This window comes from Roseicyclus mahoneyensis, from assembly GCF_003148775.1.
Taxonomy (GTDB): domain Bacteria; phylum Pseudomonadota; class Alphaproteobacteria; order Rhodobacterales; family Rhodobacteraceae; genus Roseicyclus; species Roseicyclus mahoneyensis.
In genome coordinates, this window is the sequence record NZ_QGGW01000022.1 from 1 (window position 1) to 7,137 (window position 7,137).

6 protein-coding genes and 2 pseudogenes are annotated in these 7,137 nt (G+C 62.6%); 5 read left to right on the forward strand and 3 right to left on the reverse strand.

Annotation, left to right across the window (positions count from 1 at the left end; genetic code table 11):
• The 4 genes and pseudogenes from C7455_RS20550 to tnpC all read left to right on the forward strand — a co-directional run.
• Positions 1-474: integrase core domain-containing protein (locus C7455_RS20550; RefSeq protein WP_245904437.1), on the forward strand; the 474-nt coding region annotated here is incomplete at its 5' end.
• A 172-nt stretch (positions 475-646) separates the two neighbouring features.
• Positions 647-1,042, forward strand: coding sequence for an IS66-like element accessory protein TnpA (tnpA, locus tag C7455_RS19600; RefSeq protein WP_109671146.1), 396 nt, complete (start codon positions 647-649; stop codon positions 1,040-1,042).
• Positions 1,039-1,386: an IS66 family insertion sequence element accessory protein TnpB gene (tnpB, locus tag C7455_RS19605; protein ID WP_109671137.1), complete on the forward strand. Its 348-nt coding sequence runs from the start codon at positions 1,039-1,041 to the stop codon at positions 1,384-1,386. The genes tnpA and tnpB overlap by 4 nt, the downstream gene beginning before the upstream one ends.
• Before the next feature lie 58 nt (positions 1,387-1,444).
• Positions 1,445-2,985: pseudogene (gene tnpC, locus C7455_RS19610) on the forward strand (IS66 family transposase).
• Between the two features lie 15 nt (positions 2,986-3,000).
• Here tnpC and C7455_RS20555 read toward each other — a convergent pair.
• Positions 3,001-3,605: pseudogene (locus tag C7455_RS20555) on the reverse strand (IS3 family transposase); the annotation flags it as partial.
• A gap of 347 nt (positions 3,606-3,952) precedes the next feature.
• Between C7455_RS20555 and C7455_RS19625 the strand changes: the two are divergent.
• The gene (locus tag C7455_RS19625; RefSeq protein ID WP_109671142.1) at positions 3,953-4,501 is read left to right on the forward strand and encodes a hypothetical protein; all 549 of its coding nucleotides are present in this window, start codon (positions 3,953-3,955) and stop codon (positions 4,499-4,501) included.
• Positions 4,502-4,572: 71 nt separating this feature from the next.
• On the opposite strand, the gene C7455_RS20020 is transcribed toward C7455_RS19625, so the two are convergent.
• Together C7455_RS20020 and C7455_RS20400 are read right to left on the reverse strand one after the other, a co-directional pair.
• Positions 4,573-6,816, reverse strand: coding sequence for a hypothetical protein (locus tag C7455_RS20020; protein ID WP_146200061.1), 2,244 nt, complete (start codon positions 6,814-6,816; stop codon positions 4,573-4,575).
• 94 nt (positions 6,817-6,910) lie between these two features.
• Positions 6,911-7,137: hypothetical protein (locus tag C7455_RS20400; RefSeq protein ID WP_211315529.1), on the reverse strand; the 227-nt coding region annotated here is incomplete at its 5' end.

A 7,137-nucleotide genomic window follows, 5' to 3' on the forward strand; every position in this document is an offset into this window, starting at 1 on the left:
ACCCGAGACCCGGTTATGGCCGCCTGCGCAGCCTCCAGAATTGCGCAGCAGGCGGCCATAACCTTCTACGGCGCGTCATTCCCAACATGCTATGGGACCGAGTTCACCTCGAACGCGATCCTGAAGTTCGTGGATGATCACAAGTTTGACTGGCACTATATCGCCCCCGGAAAGCCGACCCAGAATGCCTTTATCGAAAGCTTCAACGGCCGCCTGCGCGATGAGCTCTTGAACGAGACGATGTTCCCGTCCCTGCATCATGCCCGCGCCACGCTCGCTGCCTGGCGCATGGACTACAACACCGAACGGCCTCACTCCCGCCTCGGCTGGCAGACCCCAGCCGAGTTTGCCCAAACCTTCGCCCCGCAACGGGGCCTGACGCTGCGCAACCCGCAAAGCTCCGCGCCAGCCCCCGTTGCCCAACCCGCCCAAATGGGCAAAACTCAAACCCGGAGTCTCGCTCACGCTGGATAAAAGTTGGGGGCAACGTCAAGCCAGATCGATGATCTGCTCCCGTGGAATTACGCCGTCACGGTGTGACGGGGACACCGCTTACGACCGTTCGCCGTCGTCCTTCGGCTTTCCACGTCGTCTCCGAGTAAGCGTCCGGCCTGACCGCACTGCCGCGTGCTGAGAGTGCCGGTTGGTGTCCACCATCGATAGTGGACACTATGGTGATGGCGTGGCGCGTCGGACGAAGCGGCTTTGGACAGACGAGGAGAAGCGGTCGATCTGCTTCCAGACCACTGCGCCTGGTGTTTCGGTCGCCCAGGTGGCGCGGCGCTACGCTGTGAATGCGAACCTGATCTTCAAGTGGCTGCGCGATCTGCGTTATGCGCCCGACCCGACGTTGGCGTCGGCCGTGTTGGAGGCGCCGCGCTTTCTGCCGGTCGAGATCGTCGCGGAGACGAAGGCACCGATGGCGGTGCCCGTCGCCGACAACCACATCGAGATCGAGCTGGCGGGCGGGCACCGGATGCGGATCAGCGGAAGCTATGATCCCGAGGCGCTGGCGCGGCTGATCCGGGGGCTCTCGCCGTGATCCCGGTTCCGACCAACACGCGGGTCTGGCTGGCGGCGGGCGTCACCGACATGCGCAAAGGCTTTGCGGCGCTCGCGGCACAGGCCGAGGCGGTGCTGAAGCAGGATCCGTTTGGCGGGCATCTCTTTGTCTTTCGTGGTCGCCGGGGTGATCTGGTCAAGGTCATCTGGTGGGATGGCCAGGGGGCCTGCATGTTCCTGAAGCGGCTGGAGAAGGGGCGGTTCGTCTGGCCGTCTGCCAAGGAAGGCAAGGTGTCATTGACGCCTGCGCAGTTGTCGATGCTGCTCGAAGGCATCGACTGGCGGGTGCCGCAGCGGACGTGGCGGCCTTTGGCGGCAGGATAATCTGCCAGTCCCGCAATCAACGATTCCCACAACGAATACAGTGAGATAAACTGTATCCATGCTGGATCGGACCGTCACTTTGCCGGAAGACCCCGAGGAGTTGCGCAGCTTCACCGCGCGGCTCTTGGCCGAGGTGAAGGCACAGGCGGTTCTGATCGAGAAGCTCCGTCATCAACTGGCGGGGCACCGGGCGCACCGGTTTGGCGCGTCTTCCGAGACGGCGGAGCAGTTGCAACTCGCGCTGGAGACCAGCGAGATCGCAGCAGCCGCGATGACGGCGCGGATGAAGCTGCCCGACATCGAGGAGAAGGACAAACCGAAGCGCCGTCCGATCCCGGACCACATCCCCCGGATGGAGGTGGAACTGGCCCCCAGTGCCGATGCCTGTGCCGATTGTGGTGGCCGTATGCGCCGGATCGGCGAGGACGTGACCGAAGAACTGGAATACGTGCCCGGCCGGTTCATCGTGAACCGGATCGTCCGCCCGCGCTTCGCATGCGCCTGCTGCGAACGGTTCATCCAGGCCCCGCTGCCCTCGCGCCCCATCGAGCGCGGTCGCCCAGGTCCGGGTCTGCTGGCCCATGTGCTGGTCAGCAAATACGCCGATCATCTTCCCTTGTATCGCCAAAGCCAGATCTTCGACCGTGAAGGTCTCGACCTCGACAGATCCACCTTGGCCGACTGGGTCGGCAAGACCACGGCCCTGCTGGAACCCCTCGCCGATGCCATTGGCCGCCATGTCCTGTCGGCCGAAGCGATCTTTGCTGATGACACGCCGGTTCGCATGCTCGCCCCCGGCACCGGCAAAACCCAGACCGCCCGGCTCTGGACCTATGCAAGAGACGAACGGCCATGGGGCGGCACCGCCGCGCCCGCTGCATGGTTTAAGTTCTCCGGCGACCGCAAGGGCCAGCATCCCAAGGACCATCTCGCCCGGTTCCGGGGCTGGATGCATGCAGATGGTTATGCCGGGTTCGAGGATCTCTATCGGACCGGTGCCATCCGCGAGGTCGCCTGCATGGCCCCCTCTCGGGACATTGCTGCGCAATGCCCTGCCGGGCAGTGCATGTCCGGCGCAAGTTCGTCGACATTCACCGGTCGCAGGGCTCCCCGATCGCCGAAGAGGCCATCGGCCGGATCGCGCAACTCTACGCCGTCGAGAAGGAAGCCCGAGGGTCGCCACCAGATATCCGGGTCGCGCTTCGCCGAGCACATGCGGCCCCGGTCTTCGACGACCTGGAGGTCTGGCTGGCCATGCAACTCACCACGATCTCGGGCAAATCCCCGCTCGCGGCCGCCATCCGCTATGCCCTGACCCGCATGGAACGCCTGCGCCCCTACCTCGACCACGGCATTCTTGAGCTGGATAACAACGCCGCCGAACGCGGCATGCGCGCCATTGCCCTCGGGCGGAAGAACTACCTCTTCGTCGGCTCCGAGGCAGGCGGCAAGGCCGCCGCCATCGCCTACACCCTGATCGAGACAGCCAAGCTCAACGCCGTCGACCCCCACGCCTGGCTCGCCGACACCGTCGCCCGCATCCCGGACTACACGATCACAAAGGTCGACGACCTGCTGCCCTGGCGCTGGAACGGATAGCGGTCAGGCCGGACGCTTACGTCTCGGCCGTGCCCGCAAGGCATTGATCCGCATCAGCCGTTCGATCCGATGAAGACCGCAGGCCAGCCCGTCTTCCAGAACATCGCGCCAGACGCGGCGGGCGCCATAGGTCCGGTCGCTGGCCTTGAAGCTCGTCTCGATCGCCGTGACGAGCTTGGCGTCCTGGATCTCGTGCGCGCCGGTCGGGCGGTTGAGCGAGGCATGGAAGCCGGATCGTGACACCTCCAGCACGTCGCACAGCCAGCTGACCGGCCAGATGTGGCGATGCTTGGCGATGAAGGCGAACCTCATGTTGCCTCGCGCCCGAAAAAAGCTGCCGCCTTCTTCAGGATGCCACGCTCCGCCCGAAGCCAGGCGACCTCCTTCTTCAAGGCTGCAATCTCGGCTCGGTCGGCCCGCATCTGCCCGTTCGCGTGAAACATCTGCCCGTTCGCGTGAAACGCAGTGGCCGGTGTCACAACCAACTCCCGCATCCAGCGACGCAGCACACTCTCCGCAATATCAAGGTCACGGGCAGACTGCGCCACCGCAACGCCCCGGTCCGTCACCAGCCTTACGGCCTCGATCTTGAACTCGCGGCTGAACTTCCGTCTCGTCATATCCACTCTCCAGTTCCTTGGTCACGATCTTGTCTTCGTGTCCACGAAACCGGCAGCAGCTCAGGTCGCGTCTCTTTCATCGTAGTGCTCCAACACCCGCCACCATGATACAGCGATGCCGCCAGGGGCATCCACCCCATCGCTTACGGACGATCCGGCGTGGCTAAAGAGGACCCAAGCCTCGCTCAGGCCATTTGCGGAGTCTTTAGGTCAACCTCTCTGCGCCAACATCAAAATCGCAGCGTCAGTTGCACCATGCAATCTTTCCCGGGCGCGGGCGCGCGGCTGCGGCCCTGTATCATTGCCGTGGTGCTGTTTTCGTGGTCACCACGTCAGGCGAACATCTCATGGCCAACGGAAGAACCGTCGAGATCCAGCCGCGACGCAATGTGCTTCGTCGGTCTTGCAAGGTGCGGCTGTCCGAGGATCGCGTCGTGCAGATCCGCGGTTCGAGGGTGAAAGAACTGCTGCTGGCGCGGCTGACGCAGATCCAGCTTGATGCCACGTACATGCGACGTCCTACGCTGATCATCGAAAGCCTTGAGGGCCATCGGATCGCGGTCACGGCGCGCCCGGGTGAGGCCGGATTGGATGAGTTCCACAGCTTCTGCCATGCGTTCCTAGATCGGGCAGGCAGGTTCAACCCCTTTTTGAAATTCTCGCTCGGACCGCCGCTGCGAACCTGGGTTGGTGCCCGGCTGGCGCTCGCCCTATCCGTGGCAGCATTTGGCTGGATGGCCTGGACCGTTGTCGCTGGTAGTGGGGTGTCGACGTTGTTTGTAGGGGCCGCCATCCTGCCGACGTCACTGATCTTCCTGGCGCCCGTTCTCCAAGCGGCGCGAAGTGAGGATGTTCCTCTCTCGGCCTTCTCGGCGGCGTTGAATAAGCGGCCGTAAATCGCCCCTGGATGCTGGCCGTGGCCCAGAAAGACGGCGAAATCCTGCGCGGCGCTGACCGCGAGATGTCATCACCGCTGAATGGGCAAAAACTGCTCTCGGCCATCGTGTAGCATCAAGATCCCATCCCGCTGAATGCCCAGCACACGCCAACCGCCGCCCGTGCTTCCTACGGAGAGCACTTGCGTTCTGTTGGCAGCCGTTTGCACAAGCGCCTGCCGTGCCGTATCGGACCCTACGATGGCGAGAACGCGGATATTGAGGGAAGGTGCCGCGATGGACACGGGCGGCAAGATTGTCTCAACGATGCTTGCCGGGGGTGGGACGCCGACCCTTTCGGGCTGCACGACACTCGCCAGACTTGCTGCGACCGGGGTATTCCGGGGCGCGGCAGATACTGGCCATACGGCAGGTCGCATCTCTGGCCGCGTCGCCGGGCTAGAGACCGCTGCGCCGGCCGTGAGAATGACGCGCATGGGCCCGATGTCGGTGGACGCGTCGTCAACAGGGCGCGCCACCAAGATCCCACTGTCCGTCAGGGCCGATGAGCTCGACATCGACCGTGGGACCGGAACCCTTGATACAGGCGGCTGTACGACGTCCGCCACGGCAACCTCAACTGTCAGGGTGCCCTCGATCGGCACGGCCGTTTCACGGACGCGGGTTTCGCGGATCGGCCCGCCAGAACCGACAAATCCGACTTGCGGTGCGAGGTCCATCTGAGGGCCCTCCACCAGCTGCATCGGCGGACGAGCCGGGGACCCATCTGCACGGCCCATCACTGGATTGGTCATCTCCGGCGCAGCAAGGGGCATTTGTGGCGTGGGCAGCCGCCCGGGCCGGAACTGGGTGATCGGTGCCGCGACCAAAACTGGCGCCTCCGTTGCTGCATCCAAGGCGGCCACCTGCTCGCGTTCTCGCTCGGGCAGGGTCGATGGGGCAGCGGGGTCAGGATAGTCTGTTTCGATCCGTGATTCCGGCGTGGTTTCCTGCACGCGAACCGGGGATTGCGGCGCAGTCAACACGACGGCGACGTCTCCCGGTGCGCCGTCCAGGTCCAGCCTTGCGGTGGCCGAGCTTGAGTTGAGATCGCCGATCACGATCGGATCCAGGTCAGCACTCACGACCGGATCTGGTGCGACCACGTTCATCGCATAAGGAACCGTCAGCGCGACGCCAACCGTCAATGCCAATGCGGAAATCGCAATCACGCTCCCGGTAAGTCGGCGTCTCGGTATGGCTTCAACTATGCCACGTCCTTTACGCTTTAGCGAGCGAACCAGCAGGCCATAGCGATCCAAGGATACAGAAACTGCCTCGTCGGCTCTTTGACGCAAACTAGGACCAAAAGCTGCTATTCGAGCACGGAAAAACCAATCGAGCCGCGATGCCAGAGACTTTGTCAGCAAGGTGGTGCGCCACCATACATGCCGACCATCTTGCGCCAGCTGCATTCCGTAGACCCGCAGACGCTCAAGGCCGGAGGCTATGCTGGCCGCAAAGTTCAGCCTTGCCACGAGACCGGACAAAACTTGATTGAATGACGATGGCCCAAATTGGATAGGCGAGGCGACTGACCGCGAGGTGGCGTACGGGATTGGTGAGCTGCCAACAGATGCCGCAGGCGCCGCCGGGCGCGTCGGTCTTTGCCATTTCCCCTTGCCAAGCTCCCGTGCAAGAGCGGGGGGCAATGCGCTACCTGGCGAAGGCTCAATCCCAAGATCGTTTTTTCCGCGACCTTCTTCCAAGCTGTTCCATGTGTTCGATTCGGAATGGGCTTGGTATGGGTCGCGCTTCGGAACCGACGACGGACGCTTCGAAAACATCCCATCGGCAGATTCCGTTCCCTGAGAAGATGGGTCCGAGATGGACCCAATACTGTCGGTCCACGGCACGGTCACTGTGTCCGGGGAATCCGGAATCGGAAACGTCAGAGCAACCGGTACCAGTCCGTGGCTGACGGCAAACTGTAGGATGGCGTCAAATGCAGATCGCGAAACAGCCAGATTGGACAGTGCGGGTTCCCCAAACGCACTCAGAAGAAAGACCTCCTCGGAAGTCCCTGAAGCAGTGGGTGGGTCATCACCGGAGTTGGCTTCCACTGCGCCGCTAGGCAGCACGAGGTGGCTCGGAAAGACCAAGCAAACGCGGGCTTTGAGTTCGGATTTTCGTATCCGGGCACCAAACAATCGAACGCGGAACCCAACCGACCGATCTTCGAGGTCGAGTTCGTCCGAATAGCCCTTCAAAAGCTTTTCGGCGGGAACACATCTGAGAACCTTCTCGCCAAAATGAAGGTGGCCTTGGATGTTCATGGATCAACTCACCTTGCGAAGATCTGTCGGCAAAACTCAAATCTGCCCGCCGCGGGTGAGCACCCACAGGCTCCGCCGTTACGACACCACCGGATCAGATGATGAAAAACGGCAGGTACAGAAAGAGCGCCACGAAGAAGATGGAGAAGTTGCGATCAATCAGGAATACGTCGTCAACCAAAACGAATTCCAAGGATTCGGATTGCCCTGTTAAGACAGGCTCGACTGAGCTACCCCCCGAAAATTGGACAGTGACGGAAGCTACGATCTGAGGTCTGCTGATCCCCAAGACGAGGAGATCAGAATATGTCGAAACGCAGG